The 14,910-nt window shown below is 72.4% G+C and carries 8 protein-coding genes; 4 read left to right on the forward strand and 4 right to left on the reverse strand.

Translation table 11 applies throughout. The features are described 5' to 3' along the window. Positions 1-125: 125 nt before the first annotated feature. The 3 genes from recD to recC are packed head-to-tail and all read right to left on the reverse strand — an operon-like array spanning position 126 to position 9,138. Positions 126-2,066, reverse strand: coding sequence for an exodeoxyribonuclease V subunit alpha (gene recD, locus ACW5EG_RS14585; protein WP_457022085.1), 1,941 nt, complete (start codon positions 2,064-2,066; stop codon positions 126-128). Next, on the reverse strand, positions 2,063-5,740 hold the full coding sequence (locus tag ACW5EG_RS14590; RefSeq protein ID WP_457022087.1) for a UvrD-helicase domain-containing protein: 3,678 nt from the start codon (positions 5,738-5,740) through the stop codon (positions 2,063-2,065). Before ACW5EG_RS14590 ends, recD begins: the two co-directional genes overlap by 4 nt. After that, positions 5,737-9,138 (reverse strand): exodeoxyribonuclease V subunit gamma, encoded by a 3,402-nt coding sequence (gene recC / locus ACW5EG_RS14595; RefSeq protein WP_457022089.1) that lies wholly within the window; start codon positions 9,136-9,138, stop codon positions 5,737-5,739. Before recC ends, ACW5EG_RS14590 begins: the two co-directional genes overlap by 4 nt. Before the next feature lie 163 nt (positions 9,139-9,301). Here recC and ACW5EG_RS14600 point away from each other — a divergent pair, with 163 nt between their 5' ends. The 4 genes from ACW5EG_RS14600 (at position 9,302) to zapE (ending at position 13,728) form a co-directional block, all read left to right on the forward strand. Then, entirely contained in the window at positions 9,302-9,817 is a 516-nt protein-coding gene (locus ACW5EG_RS14600) for a c-type cytochrome (protein WP_457019148.1), read from the forward strand. Positions 9,818-9,891: 74 nt separating this feature from the next. Beyond that, positions 9,892-11,640, forward strand: coding sequence for an ExeM/NucH family extracellular endonuclease (locus ACW5EG_RS14605; RefSeq protein WP_457022091.1), 1,749 nt, complete (start codon positions 9,892-9,894; stop codon positions 11,638-11,640). 251 nt (positions 11,641-11,891) lie between these two features. Further along, the gene (locus tag ACW5EG_RS14610) at positions 11,892-12,563 is read left to right on the forward strand and encodes an alpha/beta hydrolase (protein WP_457019150.1); all 672 of its coding nucleotides are present in this window, start codon (positions 11,892-11,894) and stop codon (positions 12,561-12,563) included. Then, positions 12,556-13,728 carry a cell division protein ZapE gene (gene zapE / locus ACW5EG_RS14615; protein WP_457019152.1) on the forward strand — a complete coding sequence of 391 codons (1,173 nt, stop codon included), beginning with the start codon at positions 12,556-12,558 and terminating at the stop codon, positions 13,726-13,728. Before ACW5EG_RS14610 ends, zapE begins: the two co-directional genes overlap by 8 nt. A gap of 296 nt (positions 13,729-14,024) precedes the next feature. Here zapE and ACW5EG_RS14620 read toward each other — a convergent pair whose 3' ends face one another. Further along, positions 14,025-14,783 carry a helix-turn-helix domain-containing protein gene (locus ACW5EG_RS14620; protein ID WP_457019154.1) on the reverse strand — a complete coding sequence of 253 codons (759 nt, stop codon included), beginning with the start codon at positions 14,781-14,783 and terminating at the stop codon, positions 14,025-14,027. Positions 14,784-14,910 lie beyond the last annotated feature (127 nt).

Genomic DNA, 14,910 nt, shown 5'->3' on the forward strand with positions numbered 1-14,910 from the left:
GACGACCGCAACAGCGTCGCCAGGGCCAACCGGGGTTCGGTCCTCGCATCGAACTCGCGGGTCCATTCGGAGCTGCGTTCGGCTATTACTCGACAGACTGCCTCGGGTCGAACGCGGGCACTCGGCTAGCTCCCGAGCCGACGTCCCAGGCCTGACCACCTTCCCGTATGTCGCGCAAGCGCGTTCGCAAGTACCTCGGCGCTCCCACCCATGTGCAAAACGCTCCGCGCCCGCGTCAGCCCCGTGTACACCAGCTCCCGCGACAGCACGCGGTTGAAGCGCTCCGGCAGTACCAGCCACACCTCGTCGAACTCGCTGCCCTGGGCCTTGTGCACCGTCATTGCGAAGGCGCTGTCGTGCGCGGGAAGCGCGGCGGGATGGAACGGGCGCGGGTTGCTTGGGTCATCACCAGGGAACCAGGCCATCAACGTGCCGCTGCCATCGCGCAGGCAGATGCCGATGTCGCCGTTGAACAGGCGATGGCGGTAGCTGTTCTCGGTGACCAGCAGCAGGCGGCGGTGGAAGTAGCGGCTGGCAGTGGATGCGGGGCCGGCGCCGCGGCGGGTACCAGCGAGCAGATCCTCGATGCGGGCGTTGAGGCCGCGGGCGCCCTGCGGGCCTTCGCGCACGGCGGTGAGGATGCGCAGGCGGCCGGCGCGTGCGAGGGCTTCGGCGGGGTCGCTGGCGTCGGCGAGCGAGGTCCAGTGTTCGAGCAGGTGGTCGCGGTGCGATTGCAGCGGATCGGCGTTGCCTTCGTGGAAGTGCACGCCCGACAGTTCACCGCTGCGCAACAGTGACAGCGCGGTGGCGGTATCGCCTTCGCGCACGGCGGTGGCCAGGGGGGCGAGATCGAGCGAGGCGCTCTGGCGGTAGCCGCGGGTGAGGTGGATGTGGCGGGCGGGGAAGGCCGGGATTCCTCGCTGCGCCCGGAATGACAGATCCGACTGGTCCACGGCTTCATTGGTGGCTGATGCGGAAGACTCGGCGGCGCGGAGGATGCCGGCAAGCACGTCGCCCGCTTCCACCGAGGGCAGCTGGTCGGGGTCGCCGAGCAGGACCAGCCGCGCGCCATCGGGCACGGCTTCGACCAGCTTGGCCATCAGCGGCAGGTCGATCATCGAGGCTTCGTCCACCACCACCACATCGAAGGGCAGCGGGTTGTCGGCGTGGTGCCGGAACCGTGGGCTGTCGGGGATGGTGCCGAGCAGGCGGTGCAGGGTGGTGCCGGTGGTGGGCAGCTGGGCGGCGAGCGCGGGGTCGGTACCGAGTGTGGGCAGGGCCTGGATGGCGTTGCGCACGCTTTCGGCCATGCGTTCGGCGGCGCGGCCGGTGGGCGCGGCCAGGGCGATGCGCGGCGGCGGGGCGCCGGCGTCGCGGGCCTGGGCGATGAGCGCGACGAGCATGCGGGTGATGGTGGTGGTCTTGCCGGTGCCGGGGCCGCCGGTGATGAGGAGGAGGGTGTGGTGGAGGGCGGCGGTGACGGCTTGGGATTGGGGGTCTTCGGGGGGTGGCGCGGGGGTGCCCCCATCTGCCCTGCGGGCATCTTCCCCCGCAAGCGGGGGAAGAGGTAAGGCCGGGGCGGCGTTGCCGATGCGGCGCAGGCCTTCGGCCAAGCGGCGTTCGTATTCGCGGTAGCGGCGCAGGTAGATCAGGCCGTGCTCGTAGACGAGCGGGGCGTCGGGGGCGGATTCGGTTTCGCCGGTGTCGGGGTGGGCGACCCAGGGGGAGGATTCAAGAGCTTCGCGCCAGGCCTCGGGCGTGGGCCAGTCGATTGGGGCATCGACCAGGCGCTGGGGTTGGGCGGGGTCGAAGCCGGCGTGGCCCGAGGCCACGGCCAGTGAAGCGAGGGCGGCGGCGGCGAGCACGGTATCGGGCGTGTCGGGATCCAGGCGGCGCAGGCTTTGGGCCAGGGCGTGGTCGAGTGGGCGCAGGTGGCCGGCCTTGGTCAGTTGCTGCAGCAGGCCGGTGGGGCGCGGTGCGTTCGGCGGCGAGACGTCGCGTGCGTCGGCGTTGCTGGCCGTGGCGTCAACAGGCTGGCCTTCGGGAAAGAGCGGGAGCGTGCTCATGCTGCAGCCTCCGTGGCCTGGCCTGCGAACAGCGCGTCGAGCGCTTCGACCAGCCCGGGTTCGAAGCGCCAGGCCTGCACGCCTTGCGCATCCGTGCGCGTCGCATCGAGGCCGCGGCAGAACACGTAGCGCACGCCGCCGAAGTCGCGGGCGTAGTCGTACGCGTGGCCTGCGCGGAAGCGCAGCCAGCGGTGCAGGGCCAGGGTGTAGATCAGGGCCTGCAGGTCGTACTCGCTGTGCGCCATGGCCTCATCCAGCTGCGCGGGGCTGTAGCCGGGCAGGCGGTTGGACTTGTAGTCGAGCACGTACCAGCGACCCTCAAACACGTAGGTGAGGTCGATCAGGGCGGTCATCAGGCCTTCCAGCCGGCGGCGCGTGCCGAAGCCCTGGCGCGCGCTCACCAGGCCGTGGCGGTGCAGCAGCGCGAGCAGGGCGTCGATGCGCGTGGGCGCGAGCGCGAACTGGAACTCGATCTCCGGGCGGCGCTGGCCTGCGGGCACGTCGGCCAGGCGCACGCCTTCGGGCAGGGGCACGGTGAGGGTGTGGCCGATGAGCGGGGTGAGCACTTTGATGCCGTCGTCGATGTCGTCGGCCGGGTAGCCGCCGGCGCGCAGGCGTTCGGCGATCAGATCGGTGTCGTCGGCGGTGGGCGCGGGGGCATCGGGCGTCCACGCAGACCAGCGTGCGAAGTCGGTGCGTTCCAGCACGTCGTGCAGCACGACGCCGAAACGGGTACCGGCGAAGCGCGGGTCGTAGATGTCGGCATCGTTGCTGGCATCGACATCGGCATCCGCCGCGGGTTCGTCCTGGCCGCCCGGCGCGGGTTGGGTGGCGCTGGCGGCCGCGTCGCCCTGGCCTTCGGCGTTGGCGAGCTGGGTGAAGCTGTAGACCCACCAGTCGCTGGCCAGCGAACGCGCGGCGATGCGCGCGGGCGGCACGGTGTCGGTGGAAGTCGGCGGCAGCCAGGGCAGTTTGTCAGGCGGCGTGCTGTCGTCGATGGTGACCGCGCTGCCCAGCGCAGCGGTGAGCGCATCGGGCGTCGCCACCATGTGCTGCAGCGGCGACTTGTCGTGATTGCAGACCATGCCGCTGGCCAGCCACAGCGCGTGGCGCGCGCGGGTGAGGCCGACGTACAGCAGGCGTGCGTCCTCGGCGCGCTGGGCGAAGGTCCAGGCGTCCTTCGCCGCTTCCCAGCCGGACTGCGAGGCCAGCAGCTTCCAGTGCAGCACGCGACCCTCGATGCCATTGACCACGGCGCGCTGGCCGGGATTGCGCGCATGCGCGCCGATGGCGGCGAAGGGCAGGAACACCAGCGGGTACTCCAAGCCCTTGCTCTTGTGCAGGGTCACCACCTGCACGCGGCGGGCGTCGGACTCCAGCCGCAGCAGCTGGCTCTCGTCATTGGCATTGGCATCGGCGATGGCGTTGGCCAGCCAGTCGACCAGGCCGTGCAGGCCCAGCGCGCGCGCCTGCGCGTCCTGCAGCAATTCGGCCAGCTGCAGGTAGTTGGTGAGGCGTCGCTCGCCGTCGAGCAGCCCGAGCAGGCGGCCGGCGTGTTCGGCACAGAGCGCGTTGACCAGGGCCAGCGCGCCGCCGCGCTGCAGGCGCTCGCGCCAAGCCAGCGCTTCGAGCTGCCAGTGGCGCAGCGCTTCGCCGTCTTCGTCGAGCGCGGCGATGGTGGTGGCGTCCAGGCCGACCAGCACCGTCGACAGCGCCATGCGCAGGCGGCCGTCGTCGGCGCCGTGCAGCAGGGCGAGCAGCAGCGCGTGCAGATCGCGCGCCTCGGGCGTTGCGAACAGGCTTTGCCTGCCGGCCGCGACCGCCGGAATGCCGGCCATCGCCAGCGCGTGGCGGATGCGCGTGGCCTCGCTGTGGCTGCGCACCAGCACGGCGATGTCGCCGGGTTGCACGGGGCGGCCTTCGATGCTGGCGTTGCCGTCGCGCGCATCGCACAGCACGTGGTGGATGGCGGCAACGCAGGCTTGCGTTGCAAGTTCGCGTGATCGGCCGGCCTTGTACGGTCTCGGCTTGCCCTTGCTGTCGACCTCCTCGGGCACTGGAGCGCGCCACACGGTGAGCGCGGGCGCGGGCGCGCCGTGGCGGATGAAGTCGTCGTCGCGGCGCACGCCACCCGGCTGCACTTCGCGAAAGCCGATGCGCGGGTCGATGAAGGGTGGCGGCACCTTGTCGTCGGTGTCGCTCGCCGCCTGGGCCTGCGCGTACAGCGTCGACACCGCGCGCAGCACGGATGGGCGCGAGCGGAAGTTGCTCGACAGCGGCGGCGCCTCGCGCGCCGTGTCGCGCGCGGCGAGGTAGGTCTCGACGTCGCCGCCGCGGAAGCCGTAGATCGCCTGCTTGGGATCGCCGATCACGAACAGCGCCGGCGCCTGGCCGTGCAGCGTGGCGCTGGCGGCACCGAACACGTGGTCGAAGATGCGCCACTGGCGGGCGTCGGTGTCCTGGAACTCGTCGACCAGCGCGACCGCGTACTGCGCGCGCAGGCGCTCGACCAGTGCGGCGGCGTGCGGGCCATCGATGGCGTCGGCGACCCGGTCGATCAGGTCGTCGTAGGTCTGCACGCGCTGCTGACGCTTGGCGCGGGCGACGCGCTGGCGCGCATCGGTACGCAGGCGGTGCAGCAGTTCGACGCGGCGCGCGTCCTGCCATTCGGCCATGGCGGTGAGCGCATCGAGGTAGGCGGGCACGGCGTCGCAGACCGGTGAATCGGGGGTGCGGCCGGCGCCGGCCTTGCTGGTGCGCAGCTGCAGCGTCTCGCGCGTGAGCTGCGGCAGCTTGGGATGCTCGAACGGCACATTGCGTTCGCTGGCGTTGCACCACTGGTGCAACGAATCGAACAACGCGTTGATCCAGTCCAGCTTGTAGCTGCCGCCGTGCAGCACCTTGCCCTCCACCGCCGACACCAGCGAGGCGCGGAAGTCGTCGCCGTGCGCGCGGAAGGCCTCGGCCAGCGCTTCGCCGCTGGCGTGCAGGCGTGGTGCGGGATCGTCGGGCAGCTCGGCCAGCGTGGGGCGCAGCGTGCGTTCGCGCACCAGCAGCGGCAGGTCGCAGGCCAGCGCCTGCGGGCCGCCCGGCCATAGCGCGAGCAGGTCGTCGGCGGATTCGTGGCTGCGGCCATGCGTGCGCCACAGGTCGGCGGCAATGGCCTCATGCAGCGGCGCGTCGCTGGTGAGCAGCTCGGGCGTATCGAAGGCCTGCCCCGCTTCCAGCGCATGTTCGCGCAGCACGCGCGCGCAAAAGCCGTGGATGGTGAAGATGGCGGCGAGGTCGATGTCGTTGGCGGCGGCGTGCAGGCGGCGGCGCAGCGCCTCGGCGGTTTCGGTGCCGCGCGCGAGGTGCGCGTCGAGCACGGCGCGGGTGAGCGCGGCTTCGGGCGCCGCGTCGGCGGCGAGCGGCGCGCCGACCAGTTCGCCGGCCAGCAGCAGGCGCGCGCGGATGCGGCTGCGCAGCTCCTGGGTGGCGGCCTCGGTGAAGGTCACGGCCAGCACCTGGCCCACGCGCAGGCCGCGTTCGACCACCAGGCGCACCACCAGCGTGGCGAGGGTGTAGGTCTTGCCGGTGCCGGCGGAGGCTTCGATGGCGTGGACGCCGTCGAGCGCGAGGTCGAGGTAGGGGTCGCTCGCGTGCGTGTGGATGGCGCTGGTGTCCGCGCTCATTCGGCCTCCTCCAGGTCGAGCGCGTCCGCGATCGCGTGCAGCGCGGCCGGATCGGTGCCTGCGTAGAACTCGCCCTTCACCACTGCCAGGTAGATGCCCATTGCCAGGTCGATGAAGGCGACCTGCGTGGCCTCGTCGCTGAAGGGGTCGCGCCCGCGCAGCGCCAGGCGCAGCGCTTCGCCGCTGCTTTCTGCCCAGCTGAAGTCGCTGCCGTGCCATTTCTTCGCGGCAGCCTCGAGCCCCTTGCGCATGTCGCCGGCGCGGAAGAACTCCCAGCCGCTGTAGGGCGCGAACGGCAGTGGGCTGCGCAGGCCCCGCTCCTGCAGATCGACCAGCGTGCGCAGCAGCGCGCGTGCCTGCACGGGATCGAGCGGGTCACGCACGTGCGGGCCCGCGCCAAGCTCGCGGTCCTCGTGGAATTCGACCAGCGGCCTCGCAAGACCGGCGGCGCTTGCCAGCAGCCAGTCGAGGCCGTTGCGGATCGCGGACTGGCCGGCTGGCGGATCGAAACGCACCCGCACGATGCCGTGGTCGTAGATGTCGGCGATGCGGCCCTGCAGGGTCAGCGCGTCGAGCGGCACTTCGAGGCGATGCGCCTCCGGCTGCGCATCGCCGCGCCAGCCGCCGAAGGCCAGCGCATACGGATCGACCTGTTCGCGCACCTGCTCCAGCGCACGCCGCCCCAGCGGCCCGGAGGGCAGCAGGCCGCGCGCGCGCAGCAGGGCTTGGGTGGTGGCATCGTCGTCGCCACGCAGCACGGCATCGAACACCGCCTTCTGCAGCGCGTGCCGGGCGAGGCCGCGGCCCGGCGCCAGCAAGGGTTCAACGTCCTCGTCGATCTCTTCGACCTCGGCCAGGCGCAGCCCCAGGCGCTGGCGCAGGAAGACCTCGGCCGGCGCCTGCAGGAAGCGGCGCAGTGCGTCGAGCGACAGCGTGGCGTCGCCGCTCGCGACATCGTCGGCATCGATTGGCGCCAGCGCTGCGCCACCGAACCATGCCGGCAGCGCCACGCGCCGCGCCGATGGCTGCGCGGCCGCCGGCCACCACTGCGCGCTGTACGAGAACCGCCGTGGCTCGTCCTCGTCGCCAAACGCGGTCGGCGCGAACGGCTGCAGCGGATGCCGCACCACCAGCGCGTCGCCCGCCTGCGCCTCCGACGCGTGCTGCGCGTCGGCCGCGGCCAGCAGGTCGGCCACCAGCACCGAGGGTTCGCGCACGCTGCCGTCGCGCGGGTCGGCGCCCTGGTAGCTCACGTAGAACACGTCCTGCGCCGCGGCGAACAGCTGCAGGAACAGGAAGCGGTCGTCGTCGCGGGTGGAGCGGTCACCGCGCAGGCGCCGGCCGCCGGCGAGGTCGGCGGCCAATCGGTCGAGGCCACCGGCGGGATCGCGACGGGGAAACGCGCCGTCGTCCATGCCCAGCAGGCAGATCACGCGGAACGGCAGCAGGCGCATCGGCACCATCCGCGCGACGCTGACGCCGCCGGTGAGCAGCGGCGCGCGCGTGTCGGCCTCCGACAGCGCGGCGGCGAAGTGCGCGCGCACGATCTCGGCCGCCACCGGCGTGTCGACGCCGGCACGCCGCGCATCGGCGGCGAAGTCGTCGATCAGGCTGCGCAGGCGGTCGAGCGCGCGCTGCGTGGCCGCTGCCGACGGCGCGGGCGGCAGCAGCGCGTCGAGCAGGCCGAGCAGGCGCTCGCGCCAGCCGTCCGGGGTCAGCGCCTCGTCCAGCACGCGGGCGTGGCGCGCGAGCACGCGCAGCAGCCGCACCAGGGTGTCGAGCGCGTCGAGGGCGCTGCCTTCCAGCTCCGGCATCGGCGCGACCAGTTGGCCGCTGGCGCTGGTGATCGGCGCGTCGCTGCCGGTGGCGTGGCCGAGCAGCAGGCGGTCGAGCGCGAAGGCCCAGGTGTAGGCATCGTCGTCCGGCGCATCCAGGCGCGCGCGGTGTGCGGCATCCAGGCCCCAGCGCGCGCCGGCGGCGTGCAGCCAGGCGTGCAGGCGATCGAAGGCGGCGGCATCCAACGCCGCCGCTTCGGCCAGCGGCGGGCTGGCGAGCAGGTCCAGCGTTTCCACCAGACCAAAGCGCGCCACCGGCAGCGCCAGCAGGCGCAGGAACACATCGGCCAGCGGCTCGCCGGCCAGCGGGCTGGCATCGGCCACGGCATAGGGAATGGCATCGCTGCGGCCACGGCCGCCGAACACGGCGTCGAGGTAGGGCAGGTAGGGATCGATATCCGGCGCCAGCACCGCGACCTCGCGCAGCTGCAGCGGCGGATCGAAGCGCTGGTCCTCGAACAGGCCGCGCAGCTGGTCGTGCAGCACCTGCAGCTCGCGCAGGCGGGTGTGGCAGGCGTGCACCTGCAGGCTGGGGTCGTCGCGGCGCAGCGCCGGCAGCCGGGTGCGGGCGTCGTCCGGCGTCGGCGCCAGCGGCGGCGACGGCCGGCGGTGGAACAGGTCGGACTGCAGGCGCCGCAGCAGGCTGCCCTGCAGCGCGCCGCCGCCCTCGCCGGGATCGGCGTCTCCGCGGACCTCGATGTCCGGGTGCACCACTTCATAGCTGCCCAGCACCGCCATGAAGTCGCGCCCGGCCGCGCCCCAGGCGCGCAGCAGCGGGTTTTCGCCTGCGGCCGCGTCGGGGTCGCCGCCGCGCACGCGCTGCAGGTCCCCCCAGTAGTCGCGGCTGGGCGAGGGCACGTAGAGATGCAGGGTGCCGACGCGCGCCTGGGTGGCGATCACGCGCAGCACGTCGGGCGAGACGTTGAGGATGGCGAAGGCGAACAGGCGCTGCGGCAGGCCGGACGGCAACGACGCATCAGGCTCGGCGAAACCGCGCAGGTAGGCATCGATGCGGCGCGCGCGGTGCTGCGTGCCGCCGGCCACGCGCCGCCACAGCGCGGCCTGCGGATCGCGCGGCGCCTCGCCGGCCTCCCAGGCCAGCAGCCATTCGCGGCGCCAGGCCTTGTACTTCTCGAAGGCCTGCGCGAGCTCGCCCGACAGCGACCAGCCCTTGAGCGGATCGGGCGCGTCCTCGAGGTAGGCACGCAGCGGCTGCAGCGCGCGCGCGCGCAGCAGCGCCGGATCGGCGAGCGCGGCGTGGATGCGCCAGCGCAGCGCGGCCGCGTCGAGGTCCTGGCCGCGCCCCGGCACATTGGCGTCCAGCGCGCGCTGCACGAATTCGCCCGGGGTCAGGAACTCGAGGTTGGCCGCCACCCCGTGCGCTTGCGCCAGGGTGGCCTGCAGCCAGCGCCGCAGCGCCACCTGCGGGATCAGGATCACGTCCGGTTCCAGCAGGCCCTGGCCCGGGGCCGGCGTGCGCAGTTCCCTGGCCAGCAGCCCGGCCAGCACGTCCAGCGCGTTGGAGTGGTAGAGGCGGAAGTCGGTCCGGGCGTCGGTATGCATGCGTCCGGGCATTGTGCAGGAACCGGTCTCAGCGCCCGATACGGGAGCGGCGGAGCCCGCTGCTGGCGCCGCGTGGATGGGGCGGGGTGGGTCCGGCGGTGTTTGGTGTTTATACTTCGCCGCTAGCTGCGGCTCCGTGTGCCGCGGGCCATATGGGTGTTCCGTGCGCAATTACGACCTCGAATTCCTCAAGCGCTTCTCGATGGTGCTCGGCTTCCTGACGTTGGTGACGTTGGGGCTGATCATCGCGGCCGTGTTCCTGCACCGGACGCTGCCCCTGGAAGTGGACCCGGCCGCGGCCAAGCGCACCGAGAACCGCATCGCGCCGGAAGGCGCAGTCTATGCCGGCAGCACCGGTGCCGCTGCCCAGGCCGCGGCTGCGGCTGCCGCCACCGCGCAGGCCGCTTCGCAGGTCGCCTATGGCGGCACGCTGGACGGCTCGGTGGTCTACCAGAACCTGTGCGCGGGCTGCCACGCCTCGGGCGTCGGCGGCGCGCCGACCCTGGCCCGCGCCCAGTGGACCGACCGCCTGGCCCAGGGCACCGAGACCCTCTACAGGCACTCGATCGAAGGCTTCACCGGCAACACCGGCCTGATGCCGGCCAAGGGCGGTAACCCCGCCCTGTCGGTCGAGCAGATGCACGCCACGGTCGACTGGATGGTCGCCAACCTGCAGTGACGCGACCGCCCGCAGCGGTCGCGATGACGCCGCCTCCGGGCGGCGTTTTCGTGTCCGCGCCCGAGGAATCCCGTATGGCCATGCCCCTCCCTCCCCTGTCTTTCGTGCTGGTCGGCCTGCTGGCCGGCTGCGGCATGCCTGCCGTCGAAGCCCCGGCCGCGATGCCCCGGGCGGAGGGCGTGCTTGCGATCGGCCAGGTGCAGGGCGATGGCGCGGCCAGCCCGCTGCTCGACCGCAGCGTGACCGTCGAGGGCGTGGTCACCGGCAACTTCGGCCGCCACCTGGGCGGCTGGTTCGTGCAGGACGAAGGCGACGGCGATGCGGCCACCTCCGACGCCATCTTCGTGGTCGCCGACGCCGATCCCGGCCTGCGCGCCGGCGACCGGGTCCGCGTGCACGGCCGCGTGGTCGAACACGGCGAGCGCGGGCGCGGCACGCTCACCTCGCTGCAGGCCGCGTCGATCGAGGTGGTCGGGCGTGGCCAGATGGCGCCGCTGGTGCTCGACGCCGCGCCCGCCGACTGGGAGCCGCTGGAAGGCATGCACGTGCGCATCGACGCGCCGCTGACCATCGGCGGCCAGCACGAGCTTTCGCGCCGCGGGGTGCTGCACGCCAGCTTCGGCGAGCGGCTCTACACCCCGACCGAACTCGCGCCGCCGGGCCCGCAGGCCGCGCGCGTGGCCGCCGACAACGCGCGCCGGCGCCTGCTGCTGGACGATGCGAAGGCGCAGGAGCGCCCGAGCCGGGTCTGGTACCTGGAGGGCGGGCCGGCGCCGCGCTCGGGCAGCGTGATCACCCGCGCCGAGGGCATCGTCGACCAGCGCTGGGGCGACTGGCGGCTGCAGCTGACCGCCGCGCCGCGCATCGAGCCGGCCGCGCGCCCGCCGGCGCCGACCGTGCCAGGCAGCGTGCGGCTGGCCTCGTTCAACCTCGGCAACCTGTTCAACGGCAACGGCCGCGGCGGCGGCTTCCCGACCGCGCGCGGCGCCCGCACCCCGGCGCAGTGGCAGGCGCAGCTGGCCCGTGCCGCGGCCACGCTGCAGGCGCTGGACCCGCACGTGGCGGCGCTGATGGAGCTGGAGAACGACGGCTACGGCCCGGAATCCGCGCTGGCCCAGCTGGTGGACACACTCAACGCCGGCGGCGGCGACTGGGCTTTTGTCGACGCTGGCCAGGGGCCGGGCAGCGACGCGATCCGGGTCGGCATGGTGTACCGCAGCGGACGGCTGCGGCCGCTGGGCCGTCCCGTCACGCTTGAGGACGGCCCGCTCGGGCGCGGCAGTCGGGTGCCGCTGGCGCAGGCCTTCGTGCCGGTGGCGCAGGGTCGCGAGATCGGGCCGGCGTTCGTGGTCGTGGCCAACCACTTCAAGTCCAAGGGCTGCGGGGAGGCCCGCGGCGACGAGGCCGACCAGGGCGATGGCCAGGCCTGCTGGAACCCCAGGCGGGTGGAATCGGCGCGCCGGCTGGCGCGCTGGCTGGACACGGACCCGACGGGATCCGGTAGCAATCTGGTCGCGATCGTCGGCGATCTGAACGCTTACGCGCAGGAAGATCCGATTCGCCTGCTGCGCTCACAGGGCTGGAGCGATGCCCTGTCGGCTGATGCGCCGCGGCACAGCTTCGTGTTCGACGGCATGGCGGGACGGCTGGACCATGTGTTGCTCAGTCCGTCCCTGGCGAAGCGTCTGGCCGGTACGGCGACCTGGCACAGCAATGCCGATGAACCCGCCAACGCCCGCGATCGTGCAGGCAACGGCGGTGATCGTGAGACGCCTTGGCGCAGCTCGGACCATGACCCGCTGCTGGTGGGGTTGGACCTGTAGGAGCGCGCTCGCTGTCATTTCGACCGCCACCCTCGCTGTCATTTCGACCGCAGGGAGAAATCTCCGCAGGCGCCGCGGCCCGGGATTTCTCCCTGCGGTCGAAATGACAGTGTGTGGGCCTTTCCACGGCCCAAATGACAGCATCGGGGTCGGCAGCAAGGGGCGGCGGCGGCATGGGGCCGTCGGCGCCCGTGATTCCCTGCCGCAGCAGGTCACCGGCCCCTTGCAGGCGCCCGGGTATCATGCCGGGCATGGCCACCCTCCCCGACTTTCCCGCCGAATCCGGCACCCTGCTGCTGCCCGGACCCGCGGGCGCGCTGGAAGTCGCCGTCGACCCGCCCGATGGCGAGGTGCAGGCGCTACCGCTGGTCGCGATCGTCTGCCATCCGCTGCCCACCGAGGGCGGCACCATGCACAACAAGGTCGTGACCATGGCCGCGCGCGCGCTGCGCGAGTCGGGCGCGACCACGGTGCGCTTCAACTTCCGTGGCACCGGCGGCTCCGAAGGGGAGTTCGACGATGGCGAGGGCGAGCTCGACGACCTGCGCGCCGTCGCCGCCTGGGTGCGTGCACAACGGCCGGGCGACACGCTGTGGCTGGCCGGTTTCAGCTTCGGCGCCTATGTCTCGCTGCGCGCGGCGGCCGAGCTGCGGCCCGCGCTGCTGGTTTCGATCGCGCCGCCCGCCGGGCGCTGGGACTTCGACGCGATCACCCTGCCGACGATGCCGTGGCTGGTGATCCAGGGCGAGTCCGACGAGATCGTCGACCCGCAGGCGGTGTACGACTGGCTGGAGCAGACCGGCGCCCAGGCCGAACTGGTGCGCATGCCCGATACCAGCCACTTCTTCCACCGCAAGCTGATCGACCTGCGCGGCGCGATCAAGCACGGCGTGCGCGCCTACCTGCCCACCGCGGATGACTGAGCCGGACCTGGCGTCGCTGCCGTCGGCGCACTACCGCGCCGGCGTCGAACGCGGCGACTGGAGCGAAGACCCCGCACAGCTCGATGCGCTGCGGGCGCTCGACCGCATCCATGCCGCGCTGCTGCAGGCTGCGCCGCGGCGCAGCCTGCTCGACCGCCTGCGCGGCCAGAGCGTGCCCGACGCGCCGCAGGGCCTGTACCTGTGGGGCGGGGTCGGTCGCGGCAAGACTTTTTTGGTCGACCTGTTCTACGCCACCCTGCCGCTGCCCGAAGTGCGCGGCGCCGCCCTGGCCAGCGGCGCGCTGCCGCAGCCTGCGCCGGGGCGTGGCGCGGCCGGCAAGCGCCGCACCCACTTCCATCGCTTCATGCGCAGCGTGCACGCCCTGCTGCGCGCGCACGCCGGCGAGCGCGACCCGCTGGCGGCGATCGTGCGCGAGTGGCGGCGGCAGCTGCGCGTGCTGGTGCTCGACGAGTTCTTCGTCAACGACATCGGCGACGCGATGATCCTGGCGCGGCTGCTGGAGCGCATGTTTGCCGAGGGCATCGTGCTGGTGACCACGTCCAACGTCGATCCGCCGGACCTGTATCAGGGCGGCCTGCAGCGCGCGCGCTTCCTGCCGGCGATCGAGCTGATCCAGCGCCACTGCCAGGTGGTGCACCTGGACAGCGACACCGACTACCGGCTGCGCGCGCTGACCCGCTCGCCGGTGTACCGCACGCCGCTCGACGCCGGCGCCAATGCCTGGCTTGAGTCGCGCTGGCGCGAGCTGGGCGGCGACGAAGCGCACCGCGACGCCGGCATCGAGATCGACGGCCGCCGCATCGCCGTGCGCGCGCGCTGCAAGGACATGGCCTGGTTCGACTTCCAGGCGCTGTGCGAAGGCCCGCGCGGCAACGCCGACTACATCGAGATCGCGCGCGAGTTCCACACCGTGCTGCTGGGCGGGATCCCGGTGCTGGACGACCAGCGCAACGATGCCGCGCGCCGCTTCGTGCACCTGGTCGACGAGCTGTACGACAGCCAGGTCAACCTGGTCTGCACCGCCGCCGCGCCGCCGCATGCGCTGTATGCCGGCGAGCGGCTGTCGGGTGCATTCGAGCGCACCGCCTCACGGCTGATCGAGATGCAGGGCACGGACTACCTGGCGACCGAACACCGCGGCTGAGCGACCCAGCTGTCATTTCGACCGCAGGGAAAGGCGCCCCTCAACGGCGGAGCCGGTAAATCTCTGCGGGACCGCGAAACCGACACCCTGTCTCTGCCTGCCTGGAGAAGCAGATTTCTCCCTTCGGTCGAAATGACAAACCACGGGTCGAAATGACAAGCCTCGGGTTGAAACGGCAAGCCTCGGGTTGAAACGGCAAGCCTCGGGTTGAAACGGCAAGCCTCGGGTTGAGACTGCAAGCCTCGGGCTGAAATGACAAGCTCGGGTCGAGATGATGGAAGCCTCCGCCCCGCCGCTCAACGCCCCATGTACGCACTCGGCGGCTCGCCGAAGGCACGGTGGAACATCGCGGTGAACGCACTCGGGCTTTCGTAGCCGACGTCGAAGGCGACCGAGGTGATCGAGCGCCCGGCGGCGAGCAGCGACACCGCCTGCATCAGCCGCACCTGCTGGCGCCACAGCGCAAAGCCCATGCCCAGCTCCTGCTTGAAGGCGCGGGTGAAGGTGCGCCGGCTCATGCCGATCTGCGAGGACCAGGCATCGATGTCGCGCTGGTCGGCGGGGTTGGCGATGATCGCCTGGCACACGCGCGACAGCCGTGGCTCGGCGGGCATCGGCACGTGGTAGGGCGCGCCGGGCATGCGCCGGATCTCGTCGAGCAGCAGCCAGACGATGCGGCCCTCGCGTCCGTCCAGGTCGTATTCGGCGGGGAACTTCACCGCTTCCAGCACCAGCGCCTTGAGGAATTCGGAGACCTCGAGCACGCGGCAGGCGTGCGGGGCGGTGTCGTGCACCGGGTCGATGTACAGCGTGCGCAGCGACACCGCGCCGCGGCAGGACACCTCGTGCATCATCCCGGCCGGCAGCCACAGCGCGCGCTGCGGCGGGATCACGAAGCTGGTGGTGGGCGTGACCACCGACATCACGCCCGAGGACGCGTACAGGAACTGCGCGTGCGCGTGGCTGTGGCGCGGGTCGACGAAGCCGGGCAGGTACTCGTCCTGCAGCCCGATCATCGGCCGCGCCCTGAGCGGATAGTCCTGGCTGTGTTTCATCTCGGTGACATCGGCAGCGAACGTCCGATCACACCGCAATCACGCGCGCGGCGCAACCACGCCGACACGCGCCCGCGACGGCGTGGCCCGACCGCGGGAGTCTGCGACCTGTCCCCGTGGCACGGTC

The sequence above is a fragment of the Luteimonas sp. A611 genome (assembly GCF_054072715.1).

Excerpts from the sequence above, each read along its gene's own strand:
- recD (WP_457022085.1), bottom strand. The coding sequence starts at position 2,066 with ATGAGCACGCTCCCGCTCTTTCCCGAAGGCCAGCCTGTTGACGCCACG.
- ACW5EG_RS14590 (WP_457022087.1), bottom strand. The coding sequence starts at position 5,740 with ATGAGCGCGGACACCAGCGCCATCCACACGCACGCGAGCGACCCCTAC.
- recC (WP_457022089.1), bottom strand. The coding sequence starts at position 9,138 with ATGCATACCGACGCCCGGACCGACTTCCGCCTCTACCACTCCAACGCG.
- ACW5EG_RS14605 (WP_457022091.1), top strand. The coding sequence starts at position 9,892 with ATGGCCATGCCCCTCCCTCCCCTGTCTTTCGTGCTGGTCGGCCTGCTG.
- ACW5EG_RS14610 (WP_457019150.1), top strand. The coding sequence starts at position 11,892 with ATGGCCACCCTCCCCGACTTTCCCGCCGAATCCGGCACCCTGCTGCTG.
- zapE (WP_457019152.1), top strand. The coding sequence starts at position 12,556 with ATGACTGAGCCGGACCTGGCGTCGCTGCCGTCGGCGCACTACCGCGCC.
- ACW5EG_RS14620 (WP_457019154.1), bottom strand. The coding sequence starts at position 14,783 with ATGAAACACAGCCAGGACTATCCGCTCAGGGCGCGGCCGATGATCGGG.